Source organism: Stenotrophomonas sp. S4 (genome assembly GCF_054187805.2).
The window spans coordinates 511,909-523,976 of sequence record NZ_CM196188.1 but is presented as its reverse complement, the minus strand read 5'-3'; the positions used below and the strand labels follow the sequence as shown (position 1 = coordinate 523,976).

The 12,068-nt window shown below is 67.7% G+C and carries 12 protein-coding genes; all 12 read right to left on the bottom strand.

The genetic code is table 11. The features are described 5' to 3' along the window. Positions 1-35: 35 nt before the first annotated feature. Positions 36-380, bottom strand: a complete 345-nt coding sequence (locus ACUZUJ_RS02340) for a hypothetical protein (protein ID WP_014035824.1) — start codon at positions 378-380, stop codon at positions 36-38. A gap of 35 nt (positions 381-415) precedes the next feature. Beyond that, a complete protein-coding gene (locus ACUZUJ_RS02335) occupies positions 416-1,186 on the bottom strand; it encodes a LytR/AlgR family response regulator transcription factor (protein ID WP_101764856.1) in 771 nt (256 codons plus the stop codon). Then, positions 1,176-2,435, bottom strand: a complete 1,260-nt coding sequence (locus ACUZUJ_RS02330) for a sensor histidine kinase (RefSeq protein ID WP_101764855.1) — start codon at positions 2,433-2,435, stop codon at positions 1,176-1,178. Before ACUZUJ_RS02330 ends, ACUZUJ_RS02335 begins: the two co-directional genes overlap by 11 nt. A gap of 173 nt (positions 2,436-2,608) precedes the next feature. Beyond that, positions 2,609-4,258, bottom strand: coding sequence for a M28 family metallopeptidase (locus ACUZUJ_RS02325; protein WP_101764854.1), 1,650 nt, complete (start codon positions 4,256-4,258; stop codon positions 2,609-2,611). 353 nt (positions 4,259-4,611) lie between these two features. Then, positions 4,612-6,264, bottom strand: coding sequence for a CsgG/HfaB family protein (locus tag ACUZUJ_RS02320; protein ID WP_458220969.1), 1,653 nt, complete (start codon positions 6,262-6,264; stop codon positions 4,612-4,614). A gap of 16 nt (positions 6,265-6,280) precedes the next feature. Further along, entirely contained in the window at positions 6,281-6,967 is a 687-nt protein-coding gene (locus ACUZUJ_RS02315) for a hypothetical protein (protein ID WP_458220970.1), read from the bottom strand. Positions 6,968-7,065: 98 nt separating this feature from the next. Next, positions 7,066-8,166, bottom strand: a complete 1,101-nt coding sequence (locus ACUZUJ_RS02310; protein WP_014035818.1) for a hypothetical protein — start codon at positions 8,164-8,166, stop codon at positions 7,066-7,068. Then, complete coding sequence (locus ACUZUJ_RS02305; protein WP_458220971.1) at positions 8,157-9,353, bottom strand: hypothetical protein; 1,197 nt, start codon at positions 9,351-9,353, stop codon at positions 8,157-8,159. The genes ACUZUJ_RS02310 and ACUZUJ_RS02305 overlap by 10 nt, the downstream gene beginning before the upstream one ends. Before the next feature lie 106 nt (positions 9,354-9,459). After that, positions 9,460-10,722 (bottom strand): RNA polymerase sigma factor, encoded by a 1,263-nt coding sequence (locus ACUZUJ_RS02300; RefSeq protein WP_458220972.1) that lies wholly within the window; start codon positions 10,720-10,722, stop codon positions 9,460-9,462. A 45-nt stretch (positions 10,723-10,767) separates the two neighbouring features. After that, positions 10,768-11,124: a DUF1428 domain-containing protein gene (locus tag ACUZUJ_RS02295; RefSeq protein WP_014645774.1), complete on the bottom strand. Its 357-nt coding sequence runs from the start codon at positions 11,122-11,124 to the stop codon at positions 10,768-10,770. Between the two features lie 23 nt (positions 11,125-11,147). After that, positions 11,148-11,558: a VOC family protein gene (locus ACUZUJ_RS02290; protein WP_101764849.1), complete on the bottom strand. Its 411-nt coding sequence runs from the start codon at positions 11,556-11,558 to the stop codon at positions 11,148-11,150. 34 nt (positions 11,559-11,592) lie between these two features. Continuing rightward, the gene (locus ACUZUJ_RS02285; protein ID WP_458220973.1) at positions 11,593-12,012 is read right to left on the bottom strand and encodes a VOC family protein; all 420 of its coding nucleotides are present in this window, start codon (positions 12,010-12,012) and stop codon (positions 11,593-11,595) included. Between the last annotated feature and the right edge of the window lie 56 nt (positions 12,013-12,068).

Here is a 12,068-nt window from a genome sequence, read left to right as displayed (position 1 = left end):
TTCAGGGAAGCGGGGGACCCACAATGCCACCGTGATCACTCACGGTGGCATTGTTCTATCGGGTCCTGGCTGACGCACTGGCGGAAGCCGTTGGGCAGGCCACGCATGGCCTCGGTCTTTCCCACCGCCACTGCGAACCGGCGCAGCGGCGGCGTGGCACACGCGGCGTCGGGGCTGCAGGCCGGATCAAGCACCAGGTAGTGGCAGGCGCCACTGCTGCTGGCAATGCACTGGAAGCGTGCCTCGCCATCGACGACGGTGCCCTTGCTGTACAGCGTATCCACGCCGTTGGCCTGGGTGCGGGTGATCGAGGTGTTGCGGGATTTTTCGCAGCCGGCCAGCGCCAGCACGACGACGCACGCAATCAACAATCGGGGCATGTTCGTTCCTCGGTGCAAGGGCGATGCTGCTGCGGCTACATGCCGCGGAACAGGCTCATGAACGGCTGGCTGACCACCAGTGTTTCCGTGCGCCCGCGCAGGCGCAGCACGCCGCGCCCGGTATCGTCGCGGCTCACCGCCGCCACCGCCTTCATGTTGACGATGGTGGAGCGATGGATCTGGCGGAAGTGCTGCGGATCGAGCACTTCCAGCAGCTCACGCAGCGGTGTGCGCAGCAGGCTTTCGCCGGCGGCGGTGACCACGGTGGTGTACTTGTTGTCGGCGCGGAAGTAGGCCACGTCTTCCAGCATGATCAGCTGCGTCTCGCGGCCATTGCTGGCGGTGATCCAGGCCAGCGGTGGGCGCTCCACTGCACCCTGCGATGGGCCCAGCCGCTGCAGCAGGCGCTCCAGCACGGCATCGTCCTGTCGCGTCGATGGCAGCCGCGACAGGATGCGCTCGCGGGTGGCCAGCAGGCGCTCGTCGCTGACCGGCTTCAACAGGTAATCCATCGCGCCCTGCTCGAACGCATCGATGGCGTACTGGTCGTAGGCGGTGACGAACACTACCTGGGTGCGCGGGCTCAGTTCGGACAGCGAGCGCGCGACCTCGATGCCGCTGATGCCGGGCATGCGGATGTCGAGGAAGGCGATGTCCGGCTGTTTCTCGGCCAGCTGCTCCAGCGCGCTGGCACCGTCCTCGCACTCGGCCACCAGTTTGAGGTCCGGCCACAGCCGGCCCAGCTGCTCCACCAGTGACTGCCGCAGCAGTTCTTCGTCTTCGGCGATCAGGGCTTCAAGCGGCATGGCTGCGCTCCTTGTGCGACTGCGGCAGGGTCATGGTCGCGGCCACGCCGCTGGGAAAGTTGGCAACGATTGCCACGCCGGCCTGCTCGCCGCAGGTCAGGCGCAGGCGTTCGCGCAGGTTCTTCAGGCCGATGCCGGTTCCGCTGGTGCCCTGGCCGAAGCCGAGCCCATCGTCGGCCACGGTCACGGTCACGTGGTCATCGAAGCCGCGCGCCAGGATCCAGATCGTGCCACCGCCGGGCTTGGGTTCCAGGCCGTGCTTGATCGCGTTTTCCACCAGCGTCTGCAGTGCCATCGCCGGCAGGTGCACGCCGTGCAGTTCGTTCGGCACCTGCACTTCCACCGCCAGGCGTGCGCCCATGCGGATGCGCAGGATCTCCAGGTAGGCGCGGGTGCGGTCCAGCTCCACGCCCAGCGTGGATACCGATTCGTCCACCTGCGGCAACGAGCTGCGCAGGTACTGGATGAGGTGGCCGAGCATCTGCTCGGCACGCGCCGGGTCGGTGCGGGTCAGCACCTGCGCATTGGCCAGCGTGTTGTAGAGGAAGTGCGGCTCCACCTGCGCGTGCAGCAGGTTCAAGCGCGCCACCGACAGCTCCTTTTCCACCTGTGTCTGTTCGGCGGCGGCCTGTTCGTCGCGGCGCTGGTCGGCGACACGGCGGCTGATGGCACGGGTGACCGCTTCAGCGTTCTCGAAGTTGCTGCCCTCGTCCAGCGCCAGCAGGTCGGCCCACCAGCCGGCATCGGGTTCGAACAGCAGGGTGACGGTGCTGGTGCCCTGCCCCGGCGTGACCGTGGCCAGCACGCTGTTGCGCTTGATCGCCAGCCGCGCCGGCAGGTTCCAGCGCGACGGCTGGCGGCCGTTCCAGAGGTCGACCCGGCGAACATAGGCGCGCACCTGCAGGCTGCCGGCCGAGCTTTCCACATCCTCGACGCGTGGCAGTTCGGCGATTGCCGCTTCCACCACGGCGTAGGCCTGGCCGGCATCCATCGGCAGTTCCACCTGGCGGCGCTGGCGCCCGGACAAGGTGGTCGAATCCAGCCGTCCGGCGACCAGCCAGACCCGGCGTACATGGGTGATCGCGCTACCCAGCGCGGAGATCATCAGGAACATCGCCAGCAGGCCGAAGACCCAGCCGGGGCCATCGTTCATGCCGCTGAAGATGCCGCTCCAGACCATGCCGGCGACAACCAGCGCGGCAGCCCAGGCCAGCAGGTGGCGGATCAGGAGAGAGAGGCTGGCGAACACGGCGGCGCCTTGGAGGAAGGGGGTGAGCCGAGCATAGGGCGGCCCGCCGGGCAAGCAAGCGGGCTGCGACGAAGGCCGGGAAAGTGGGGATGGAAGCCGTTACGGAAAGGCCGGGCATGGCCCGGCGTTTCCGGGGGGCAATGCCGGCCAGCGGCCGGCACTACCGAACGCCGTTATTTGCGCTGGTCGGCGCTGGCGTCACGCACGGCGCGGAACGACTCGTCCTTGCTCCAGTTCGGCCAGCTGCGCGAGTTGGCCAGCTGGTTGCCCAGCGTGTACAGCACTTCCAGGTCGCGGGCGGCACCGGCGAACACCCAGTCCGGCTGCCACTCGTCGCCCTGCTGGTGGTAGCGCTTGGCGGTGTAGTCCTCGGAGGCCTTCTTGCCTGCGGCCACGCCACCGTCCACCCAGTCCTGGCCGGCCGACCAGGACAGCGCCGGCACGCCGCGCTTGGCGAACGGGAAGTGATCGGAGCGGAAGAACAGGCCCGCTTCCGGCTTCGGGTCCGGCGTGTAGCGGATATCCCAACCCTTGGCCACGTCCTTCAGCTGGTCCAGCAGCTCGAAGCGCGCGGCACCGTAGATGCCGAAGTCACGCGATGGGCCGAACGGCGCCATGCCATCCATGTTGATCACCGCCACGGTCTTTTCCAGCGGGTACAGCGGATGGGTGGCGTAGTACTCCGAACCCAGCAGGCCCTTCTCCTCGGCGGTGACCGCCAGGAACAGCAGCGAGCGCTGCGGGCGCTTTTCCTTGGCAAAGCCACGGGCCAGTTCGATCAGCGAGGCAGTACCGCTGGCATTGTCCAGTGCGCCGTTGAAGATGCGGTCACCGCGCGCGTCCGGCTCGCCCACGCCGATGTGGTCCCAGTGCGCGCTGTAGATGATCGTCTCGTCCGGGTGGCGGCTGCCTTCCAGGCGCGCGGCCACGTTGTGCGAGGTGATCACTTCGGTCTTCACCGCGTACTTCGCGTCCAGGCTGGCGCCGGTCAGCGGCACCGGGGTGAAGTCGCGCTGCTGCGCCTTCTTCTTCAGCGCCTCGAAGTCCTGCCCGGCGGAGCGGAACAGTTCCACCGCCAGGTCACGCTGGATCCAGCCTTCCAGCAGCGGATGGCTCTCGGCCGGGTTGTCGCGTACCACGTCGAACATGGTGTTGGTGTTGGAGCCGGCCACGGTGGCCCAGCCATACGACGCCGGCGCGGTCTCGTGCACGATCAGCACGCCCAGCGCACCCTGGCGGGCGCCTTCCTCGTACTTGTAGGTCCAACGGCCGTAGTAGGTCATGCCCTTGCCGTCGAAATCACCCTGTCCGGTTTCGAAGTCCGGGTCGTTGATCAGCACGACAGCGATCTTGCCCTTCAGGTCCACGCCCTTGAAGTCGTCCCAGTTGCGCTCCGGGGCTTTCACGCCGTAGCCGAGGAACACCAGCGGGGCCTTGCTGATGTCGACGTTGCTGGCGCCGTTCATGGCGGCGCGCACGGCGATCTGCTTGCCCTGCTCCAGCGGCACGGTCTTGCCACCCTGGTGCAGTGCCAGCCGCGGTGCGCCGACGATGTCGCCCTTGCGCAGCGGCACGGCCTGGGTCCACAGGCGCTTGCCGTCCTTGAGATCGCCGCCCGGCTGCAGGCCGGCGTCGGCAAACTGCTTGCTGAGGTAGGCGATGGTCTTCTCTTCGCCGGCAGTGGCCGGCGAGCGGCCTTCGTAGGCGTCGGAGGCCAGTTCCTTGACGTCGGCGGAGATCCGCGCGCCATCGAATTTCGGGGTGGCCGCCATCAGTGCGCTCGACACCGACAGGGCCAGCACGCCCAGTACCACTCGTTTCATTGCTCTCTCCAGCAGGGAAATCCTTCTGGAGTGTAAGGGGTTCGGCAGGGCTGCGCCCTGCACCTGCAGAAGCCAGGGCAACAGCAACAGCCGAAGCAACAGCGGGAGCTGGCTTCCTGAAGGTAGGCGGGGTGGGTCCGGTTGCGGGGGACGCCGTAAACCCTTCCTTGGGGGCTTGGCCGCGGCATCCATGCCGCGGACACCCCCGCAACCGGACCCACCCCGCCTTCGACAGTTTCCCGCTGCTGTTGGTGGGTGTCGACCTTGGTCGACACGAACGGAAACAGGAAGGGGTCAGACCCCTTTCCCGGCGGGAAAGTGCTCTGACCCCATCTGTGTGTTGCTTGAGCCTGTTACCAGTTCGGGTCTTCGGCCGGGGCGGCCGCAGCCTTGGGCTTCGGCTTGGCCGCCGGGCGCGCGGCGGCGGCCGGTGCTGCCGAGGCCGTTGCGCCAGCAGCGGCGGCAGCCGGCTTGCTGCCCAGCTTCTGGCGCAGTTCGATCTGGCCCGGACGGAAGCCGCCGCGCATCGCGTCGACACCGTCTTCGATGGTGCCGTACGAGGTCTGTGCAGCGACGCGGTCGATACGGATGGTGCAGCACGGGTGTTCACTGCGGCCCAGCGAGCGGCCGGTCTGCGGGTCCTTCAGTTCCTCGCCCAGGCGCACGGCCTGCCAGCGCTGGCCGGCCTGCAGGGTTTCGCCCCCCTGGCTCAGCACCACCTGGTCACCGTCCACCGACACCACCGACACCGGGAACAGCGTGGTGACGATGGTGGTGCCGATCTGGCCGGACAGCGATTCCATCATCGCCGCGGCCATGTTGCGGCCGTTGACCACGCGCGGCAGGGTGCTCGGGCCGGTCGAGGCCAGCTGGTGATCGAAGCTGTCGGACATCACCACCTGGCCGGTGGTGGCGTTGATCAGGCGCAGGGTGATGCGGCCGCCACCGGAGTACGAGGTCACCTGGCGGTCGGACATGCGCAGGTTGCGTACGCTGCGCGGGTACTCGAAGCGTTCGATGGTCGGGATCAGGATCAGGTCGGTCGCCAGCTGCTGGCCGACGCGTGCGGTGTCCTGCAGGCGTACGTTACCGCTGTTGATGTGGTCGATCTCGGCCTGCAGTTCGTCGCCGAACTCGCGGTCCAGCACGATGAAGCGCTGGGTCTGGGTCAGCGTGTCGGACAGGCGCGCGCGGATCGCGTCGGCCACTTCATCGGCACTCACGCGGCCATCGCCCACGGCATAGCTGCCGGACTTGGTGCGCGGCAGCGCGACCACGATCTTCGGCTTGCCCTGCTCGTCCGGTGCGCGGTACTGGGCAATCTGTGCACGCACGCGCACCTTCCAGTAGCTGCGCATGCTGCGATGGGTCACGTCGGAGTCGAACGAGCTGGCGCCACGCTTGGCATCGACACTGACCTTCTCGTCGTAGCTTTCCCTGACGCTGGCCGAGCCGCCGGCGCCCTTGGCGGTGGCTTCGCCGGAAGCGCTGGCGGATGCCGAGCCCTTGAAGCTCCAGCCTTCATCGCTGGCGCGCACGCGCGCGATGGTTTCCTCGTCCAGCTGCCGCACTTCGTCCTGCGACAGGATTTCATAGCCCAGCACCGCGCCCTGCGAGCCGGCGATCATCTGCTGGGTGAACGCGTCGGCGCGGATATCGCCGACGTGTTCGTCATCCACATCCACATGCAGGCCTGCACGCAGGCTCTGCATCTGGCTGGCCACGCGTACGCCGTTGACCTGCGCCACCGCCGACTGCAACGCCGCCAGCACCGCCAGTTCCGGGGTGCTGCCGATGCCGTCGGCCTCGCGCGCGACCTGGGTGGTGCCGCCGAAATCCGGCGTGCCACGCAGGGGCGCTGCTTCCACTGGCGCATTGCTGGCCAGTGCACTGGTTGCCTTGTCCTTGGCGGGTGCGGGCGCTTCGGCCGGGGTGTCCTGCTTGCCACAGGCTGCAAGCAGCGCGGCAGCCAGGCCCAGGCCGATCAAACGGGAGGTCGTACGCATGGGGATTCGCCTCGGATCAGTTCATCTTGTCCAGCTGGCCCAGCATCGAGTCGGCGTTGGACGGCACCTTGACCTTGCTCTTCTTGGCGAAGGTCACGGCCGACTTGGTCGAACCGTACAGGCCCTGGATGAAGCCCGGCGATTCCTTGGCCACCCATGCACCAGCGGCCAGCTTGCGGCCGACGGTCGCCATCTGGGTGGCGCCCAGGTTCTTCATGCCGGCGGTGAAGTTGCTGGCTTCGCCACCCAGCTTCTGCGCTTCGGCCGCCGAGGACAGCAGCGAGACCAGGCCTTCGGCGTAGTGCTGCTTGGATTCAGCGTTCAGCTCCGGCTGCGCGGCCTGGCGCTCGTCGATCGCGGCCTGGGCGGCTTCGCTGACCGACACCGACTTCTTCATCGCATCGACGCTGACCGAACCCGACGACAGCGCCTGGCGCTCGGCTTCCAGCAGCTGCACCTGCTCGGCCAGGCCGAAGGCACGGGCGAACGAAGTCTGGGCCTGCAGCGAGTGCGACTGCGAGCTGACGAAACGACGCACCAGTGCTTCCTGCGCAGCTTCGTTCGGGGCGGCGGCGCTGGAGGTGCTGCTGGAGGTGCCGGTGGAGGCGCCCGTCAGGTCCTTCAGCTTGCCCAGGCCTGCATGGGCCGGCATCGACAGGGTGGCGGCCGCGATGGCCAGGACAAGAGCGGTATTGCGGATCATGTGAGAGTCCTTTGGGAGAGACGGCCGCGGTGCGGCACGTGGGGAATCGGTAACCCCGGGCGATGCCGAGCAAGCTCGGCACCCACCGGGGTGGCGGATCAGCGGACCGCCTTGACGTTCAGTTCGTTGATCATCTGCTGGGCGGCCTTTTCGGCAGCCAGCTGCAGGGCATTGGTACGGGCCACGGTTTCATTCGGGCCGGTGCCGGAGAACTGCACCGGGCCGACCGACGACACGGTGCGCGGGAAACGACCGGTCACGTCCAGCACCTTGCCGGTGACAGTGACGAACACGCGGGTGTTGCCGCTGGCCGGATCGCGATCGCGCATGCCGACGTCGAGGGTGCCGACGGCGATGTACGGGATGTTGGCCGCGCGGATGCCGTTGGCGGTGTCGCGCAGGGTGGCCGGGGCCAGGTCGTTGCCGGTGCTGAAGTCCTTGCGGATGCGCTCGATGCTGAGCAGGCCGCGCGACTCGCCTTCCACGTATTCGGCTTCAACCACTTCGTAACCGGCGGCGCTGAAGGCACCGGTCATCGCGGTGTTGACCTCGGCGGCGTTGGCCACCTTCCAGGTGATGTTGTCGGCGCGGGCGGTGGTGCTGCCGCCGCTGGTGACCGACACCGAACCGTTCTGGTTGATGCTGCCGTTGGTGCTGACCGAGTTGCCGCGGAAGCTGTCGCCCTCACGGGTGTTCTCGCTGTAGCTGCTGCTGGCGTCGACGCGGCGGTATTCCTTGTCCTGGAACGACTGCACGGTGTCCTGCGAGCGCGCCATGAACAGGAAGGTCAGCAGCGAGCGCTGCGCGGCGGTGGCACCGGCCACGGCCGAACCGGCGTCCAGCTTGGTCTGCAGCAGGGTGGTGTTGATCTCGGCGCGGACGGTGACGCTGTAGGTCTTGGCCTTCTTGTCTTCGGTGTCCGACAGCTGCACCGCGCTGAGCACGTAGCGGTCGATCTCGCCGATGAACTCGGCGCGGCGTGCTTCGAACAGGCGCAGCTTGGCCGCACCGGTTTCGGCGATGTACGCCTCCAGGGCATTGACCTTGGCCTTGTTCAGGGCCTGGGCGCGGGTGTCGGCACTCAGGCGCAGGCCGTAGCTGGCCGAGCCGGTACCGCGCGAACTCGCGGTCTGCGCAGCGACCGGCGAGGCCACCACCAGCGCGATGAGGATGAGCAGGATGGTACGCATCAACGACATGACTTGATCAACTCCTGGAGGGCTTGGGTCTGCTGCTGCAACGGGCGGCCGCCCGGCTTCTGTTCGTCCAGCCAGGCGCGCGAGTCGGCACGCTTGGCGGCGGCGCCGGCGAAGGCGTCGAAGCCGGCCAGCAGGGTTTCGTAGCTGGCCGACCACTGGTCGACCTGCCACTGCGTGACCGGCACCACCTTGGTGGCCCCCTTGCGCAGCGGCTGTTCGAAATAGACCTTGCCCGAGAACGGCTCGGTCACCTTGGCGGTGAAGAAGGCGCCGAACAGCATCGTCTTCATTGCCGGGGTTTCTTCGATCACGCCGTTCTTCAGTGCATCGACCTGCAGGTTGATGACGTAGTCGGGTTCGGGAATCTTCAGCTGGTAGACCTTGCCGTCGGCAAAGCGGGCGGCCATCGCACCACCGATCGCCTGGCCCGAGGCCGGCGGCAGCAGGCCGACGCCGGTGTTGGACGACAGCGTCTTGGACAGCTCATGGGCCAGGGTGGCGCGCAGCGGCGCATCCCACTTCGGGTCGGGCAGCTTGGCGCGCACCGCGTCGGACAGGGTCACCGCACCCACCTGCAGGCGACGCACAGCGGCGTCGGGCAGCCGGGCCTGCGCCAGGCTGGCCGCCAGTACCTGCGACAGGCTGGTATCGGCGCCGCCGTACAGCAGATCGGCGACGATCGCGTCGATATCGTCGTTGTCCGGACGGTAGTCCTGCACGTCGATGCGCTGCAGGGTGAGCGGATAGGAGGCGATCACCTGGCGCTCGCGGAAGTCGAAGAACAGCGCCTGCAGCGCCACTTCCACCAGCACCTTGTACTGGTCGCCGATCGGTTCGACCGAGACCAGCTCGCGGTCCAGCGCAGCGGCCAGCACGGTGGCGCTGGTGGTGCCGTCGAGCATCGCCACCGGCTGGTCGATCAGCTCCAGGTGGGCCGGTGCGCGGCGCTTGAGCGACTGCGCCAGCGTCTGGTTCAGCGGGACCAGGCCACGCCGTTCCAGCACCGCATGCGCATGCGGCGTGGTCGCCTGCACGGCGGCGGCGTCAGCGGTATAGGCAAAACCGGCCCAATAGGCCTGCTGTGATTTGTCCGCGGCCTGCACGGCCATCGGCCATACGGCCAGGCACAGGGCACAGGCAAGCAGGCGCGCAAAAGCGCGCGATGCGCTCTTCGTCCTTGAATACATCCAACCGCTCCTCGGTCAATACGCACGGATCGCGGACGCTCATGCGTCCGCTGGGCGCGAAACATAGCCGCTCACGGGCCCGCCGACAAGTGCTGCCTTTGTCGGTTCACTCCGTGGGAGGCAGGCCCGCCCGTTGCCGCAGCAGTCCGCGCTCGGCCTGGTTCTGGCTGAGCCGGGCGGCTTCGGCAAATGCATCGCGCGCGTCCTGCTCCCGTCCCAGTGCCTGCAGCAGCTCGCCGCGCACTACCTGCAGCGGCGCGTAGTCGCGCAGGCGCGGATCGACCAGCAGTGGCTGCAGTTGCGCCCATGCGGCGAAGGCACCATCGCTGCGCAGGATCGCCACCACCCGGTTCAATGCCACCACCGGCGAAGGTTGCACCTGCAGCAGCTGTGTATAGAGCGCAGCAATACGCGGCCAATCGGTGGCGTCAGCGCGACGCGCAGCCGCATGGCAGGCCGCGATGCGCGCTTGCAGCACATAGGGGTCCTGGTCGCCACCCATGGCCAACGCGCGCGCCAGCACCTGCTGCCCGCGGTCGATCTGCAGCCAGTCCCAACGCGCACGGTTCTGCTGGTCCAGCAGCACCGGTGCACCCTGCGCATCCACGCGCGCCGCTGCGCGCGAGGCCTGCAGTTCCATCAATGCCAGCAGGCCCAGCACCGGCGGCACCGGCAACCGATGCGCCAGGATGCGGGCCAGCCGCAGTGCTTCCTCGCACAGCGCCGGGCGCATCCAGTCATCACCGGCACTGGCCGCATAGCCTTCGTTGAACACCAGATAGATCACCTCCAGCACCGAGGCCAGGCGCTCCGGCATCGCCTCCGCGCGTGGCACTTCATAGGGCACCTGCTTCTGCGCCAGGGTGCGCTTGGCGCGCACGATGCGCTGGGCGATGGTCGGCTCCGGCTGCAGGAACGCACGCGCGATCTCGATGGTGGTCAGGCCACCGAGCAGGCGCAGGGTGAGTGCCACGCGCGCATCGGCCGGCAGCACGGGATGGCAGGCCACGAACATCAACCGCAGCAGGTCATCGCCCAGGTCATCCTCCAGCGCCTGGCTGTCATCGGGTGCCGGCAGCGCGGCCGGATGCAGTTCCTCGCCCCATTGCGCGTGCTGCTGCGCCACCCGCTGGTGCTGGCGCAGCACATCGATGGCACGGTTGCGCGCGGTGGTCATCAGCCAGGCTCCGGGGTTGTCCGGGATGCCCTGCTCCGGCCAACGCTCCAGCGCGGCCAGCCAGGTGTCCTGGGCCAGTTCCTCGGCACGGCCGACATCGCCACCGAGCAGCCGCGCCAGGCGCGCGATCAGCACTGGCGACTCCATCCGCCAGAGGGTTTCCAGACGCTGCGTCAGTGCGGGCTCGAGCATGCGCCGATCACAGCACGCACGCCCGGCCCGCACAAGCGCCGCAGCTCACGCTTCAACAATCGGCTTGAAGCCGCCCCAGAACATGCGCCGGGTATCGAACGGCATGTCCTTCGGGCCCAGCGACGCCAGCCGCGGGTCGGCCATCACCTTTGCGTTGATGCGGTCGCGTGCCGCGCGCGAGCGGAACACCACGAAGGCGACGATCACCGTCTCGCCCGGTTTCGCCTTGACGGCGCGCGGGAACGAGGTGCTCTTGCCCGGTTCCACATCGTCGGCTACGCATTCCATGTACTGCAGCGCGCCATGGTCCTTCCACACCGCGCCGGCCTTGCGGGCAAGGCGGCGGTAGGCCGCCACCTTGTCCTGCGGGCACGGCAGCACGTAAGCATCCACGTAAGCCATGCGGGTTCTCCCTGCGGCGGCCGTCAGCCCGGCTCGCCGTCCATGTGTGCGATTTCCCAGAGATGGCCATCCAGATCCTGGAAGCCACGCTGGTACATGAAACCGTAGTCGCGCGCGGGCTGCGGTTCGCTGGCGCCGGCCGCCAGTGCCTTGTCCACCATCACGTCCACGGCCTTGCGGCTGTCGGCCGACAGGCAGGTGATCACCTCGGTCTGCTGATGCGCGTCTGCAATCGACTTGGTGGTGAACTGCTTGAAGAACGGCTGGGTCAGCAGCATCACGAAGATGCTCTCGCTGATCACCATGCAGGCCGCATCGTCATTGGTGAAGGTCGGGTTGAAGCTGTAGCCCAACGCGGCGAAGAAGGCCTTGGACGCGTTCAGATCCTGCACGGGCAGGTTGACGAAGATCATCTGCGGTTGCGGTGCACTCATCGGTAAAGCTCCTGGGTGGATCAAAGAGACGGGATCAGGGCTGCTTCATGCAGTTGACCATCCACGGCTTGCCGTAGCGGTCGATCAGCATGCCCCAGCGGTGTGCCCAGAACGTTTCGGCGATCGGCATCTGCACCTGGCCACCCTCGGCCAGCGCGGCGAATACGCGTTCGGCTTCTTCAATGCTGTCGACGTCGACATTGATGGTGGTCGAGCCACCCTCGCCGCCGGGGCCATCGGCCGCCATCACGATGGCGTTGCCGATCTCCAGCTGGCTGTGCGCAACGTGGTCCAGGGTCTGCGCCGGCATCTCGTTGCAGCCGGGCATGCCATCGGACGGCGGCATGTCGCGGTACTTCATTTCCGAGGTGACCTGGCCACCGAGTGCCTTGGCGTAGAACGCCATCGCGTCGTGGGCCTGGCCGCTGAAGCCGAGGAAGGGAATCAGTCTCATGGCAATACTCCGTGGTGTGGTTCAGGGCAGTAGCGCCGGGTCGTGCCCGGCAGGGA

Coding starts and splice junctions, on each gene's coding strand:
- ACUZUJ_RS02340 (WP_014035824.1), bottom strand. CDS start 380: ATGCCCCGATTGTTGATTGCGTGCGTCGTCGTGCTGGCGCTGGCCGGC.
- ACUZUJ_RS02310 (WP_014035818.1), bottom strand. CDS start 8,166: ATGTCGTTGATGCGTACCATCCTGCTCATCCTCATCGCGCTGGTGGTG.
- ACUZUJ_RS02315 (WP_458220970.1), bottom strand. CDS start 6,967: ATGATCCGCAATACCGCTCTTGTCCTGGCCATCGCGGCCGCCACCCTG.
- ACUZUJ_RS02325 (WP_101764854.1), bottom strand. CDS start 4,258: ATGAAACGAGTGGTACTGGGCGTGCTGGCCCTGTCGGTGTCGAGCGCA.
- ACUZUJ_RS02285 (WP_458220973.1), bottom strand. CDS start 12,012: ATGAGACTGATTCCCTTCCTCGGCTTCAGCGGCCAGGCCCACGACGCG.
- ACUZUJ_RS02290 (WP_101764849.1), bottom strand. CDS start 11,558: ATGAGTGCACCGCAACCGCAGATGATCTTCGTCAACCTGCCCGTGCAG.
- ACUZUJ_RS02300 (WP_458220972.1), bottom strand. CDS start 10,722: ATGCTCGAGCCCGCACTGACGCAGCGTCTGGAAACCCTCTGGCGGATG.
- ACUZUJ_RS02320 (WP_458220969.1), bottom strand. CDS start 6,264: ATGCGTACGACCTCCCGTTTGATCGGCCTGGGCCTGGCTGCCGCGCTG.
- ACUZUJ_RS02305 (WP_458220971.1), bottom strand. CDS start 9,353: ATGTATTCAAGGACGAAGAGCGCATCGCGCGCTTTTGCGCGCCTGCTT.
- ACUZUJ_RS02295 (WP_014645774.1), bottom strand. CDS start 11,124: ATGGCTTACGTGGATGCTTACGTGCTGCCGTGCCCGCAGGACAAGGTG.
- ACUZUJ_RS02335 (WP_101764856.1), bottom strand. CDS start 1,186: ATGCCGCTTGAAGCCCTGATCGCCGAAGACGAAGAACTGCTGCGGCAG.